Annotated in this window: 1 protein-coding gene and 1 pseudogene; both read right to left on the bottom strand. The window is 43.7% G+C overall.

Features of this window, described 5'->3' with window-relative positions:
- Positions 1-293: pseudogene (locus IE142_RS40270) on the bottom strand (hypothetical protein); the annotation flags it as partial.
- A 2-nt stretch (positions 294-295) separates the two neighbouring features.
- Positions 296-556: ABC transporter permease subunit (locus IE142_RS40265; RefSeq protein ID WP_191889508.1), on the bottom strand; the 261-nt coding region annotated here is incomplete at its 5' end.

Here is a 556-nt window from a genome sequence, read left to right as displayed (position 1 = left end):
ATCCCCATTAGCCAACCGATCAGCAGTGTTATGCTCATCGCATATATGGCATAAAAAACGGTGGTTCGCATACCAAAGAGTAAACGTGAAAATACACAACGCCCTAAATTATCTGTACCCAGTGGATAGTGAAAGCTGATTGGCTGAAATTTTAAGCGTATCGATGTTAAAGTGGGATCATGAGGTGCAAACCAAGGGGCGCCTATTCCGGCGATGGTAATCATCACTATAACCAATAAACAGAGTTGTGCACTTTTATCTCGCGCAAGTCGTTGCCAGAATAACCGCCACATTGTTACCGCCTTAGACGAGGATCGACTTTCATCTGAATGATATCTATCAGAAAGTTAAAAAAGAGAAATAACAATGACATCATTAAAATATAAGCTTGTATCATCGGATAATCGCGTCCAAATATGGCACTAATACACAGCCGCCCCACCCCAGGCCATGCAAAAATATTCTCGATCCCGACCGTGCCCGCGATAAGTTTCGGAATACTCATTCCTAGCGCCGTCAGCGCAGAAGCGAGTGAATTACGTAATATATGGCGACG

It is taken from the genome of Streptomyces mutabilis, assembly GCF_014649815.1.
GTDB classification, from domain to species: Bacteria; Actinomycetota; Actinomycetes; order Streptomycetales; family Streptomycetaceae; genus Streptomyces; species Streptomyces mutabilis.
This window is presented reverse-complemented; position numbering and strand designations above follow the sequence as displayed.